Origin of the sequence: Inquilinus limosus MP06 (assembly GCF_000767795.1) — a bacterium.
GTDB lineage: Bacteria > Pseudomonadota > Alphaproteobacteria > DSM-16000 > Inquilinaceae > Inquilinus > Inquilinus limosus_E.
Window position 1 is genome coordinate 1 of sequence record NZ_JANX01001045.1, and the last position, 1,030, is coordinate 1,030.

Annotated in this window: 2 protein-coding genes; both read right to left on the bottom strand. The window is 73.8% G+C overall.

Going from position 1 to position 1,030, the window contains the following annotated elements; all coding sequences use genetic code 11:
• Positions 1-72 precede the first annotated feature (72 nt).
• A complete protein-coding gene (locus tag P409_RS35065) occupies positions 73-384 on the bottom strand; it encodes a YdeI/OmpD-associated family protein (RefSeq protein ID WP_052121735.1) in 312 nt (103 codons plus the stop codon).
• 6 nt (positions 385-390) lie between these two features.
• Positions 391-1,030, bottom strand: a 640-nt coding sequence (locus P409_RS35070) for a DNA mismatch repair protein MutL (protein ID WP_034849641.1), incomplete at its 5' end; no start/stop codon positions are given.

Sequence of the window (1,030 nt, forward strand, 5' to 3'; positions counted from 1 at the left end):
CCTGCCACCGCCCGTCGCGCCGCGCCGCCTCGACCGCCGCCAGCCCGGCCGGCGCCATCCGCCCGGCGGCGATCAGCGCCCCCACCTTCTCGCAATTGCGCTGCGACCAAGCGCTGCGCGGCCCCGCGCCGGGGTGAATTTCTGCCGCCAGGCCGCTGCATCGCCACCCTGCTTCCGCCCGTCGATCCAGCCATGGCAGAGGGCGAGGTCCAGCGCCTGCTCATAGGTCACCGAGGCGATGCCCGAGCCGGCCCGGGCGATGGCGAGCCAGACGCCGGGAGAGGCCGCGTGATTCGCCGCCAGCCAGGCCGCCCAGGACTCTGGGTCGGCGAAGCGCAGCAGCGGCAGGCCCTGATGCTCGCCGAGGATTTCGGGATCGGCCATGCGTCCTCAACGGCGCTGGAACAGCTTCTCGATATCGGACAGCTTCAGCTCGACATAGGTCGGCCGGCCGTGGTTGCACTGGCCGGCATTGGGCGTGGCCTCCATGCTGCGCAGCAGGGCGTCCATCTCCGCCGCGTTCAGGCGGCGCCCGGCGCGGACGCTGCCATGGCAGGCCATGGTGGCGCAGACATGGGCCAGCCGCTCGGTCAGCGGCCGGGCGTCGTCCCATTCCGCCAGCGCGTCGGCCAGGTCCTGCACCAGGCCGGGCACGTCGGACTGGCCCAGCAGGGCCGGCACGCCGCGCACCACCACGGCGCCGGGGCCGAAGGGCTCGAGCTCCAGCCCCAGCTCGCCCAGCTCCGCCTGGCGGGCGGCGAGGCGGTCGACCGAGGCCTCGTTCAGCTCCACCACCTCCGGCAGCAGCAGGCCCTGGCTCCGGACCGTGCCGGACAGCAGTTCGGCCTTCATCCGCTCATAGACGATGCGCTCATGCGCTGCGTGCTGGTCGACGATCACCAGCCCGTCCGCGGTCTGCGTGACGATGTAGGTGGCGTGGACCTGCGCCCGGGCGGCGCCGAGCGGATGGTCCGGCGCTGGCTCCTCCACCGCCGACTCCGCCCGCGCAGAGGGCCGGGCCAGGTCGGAT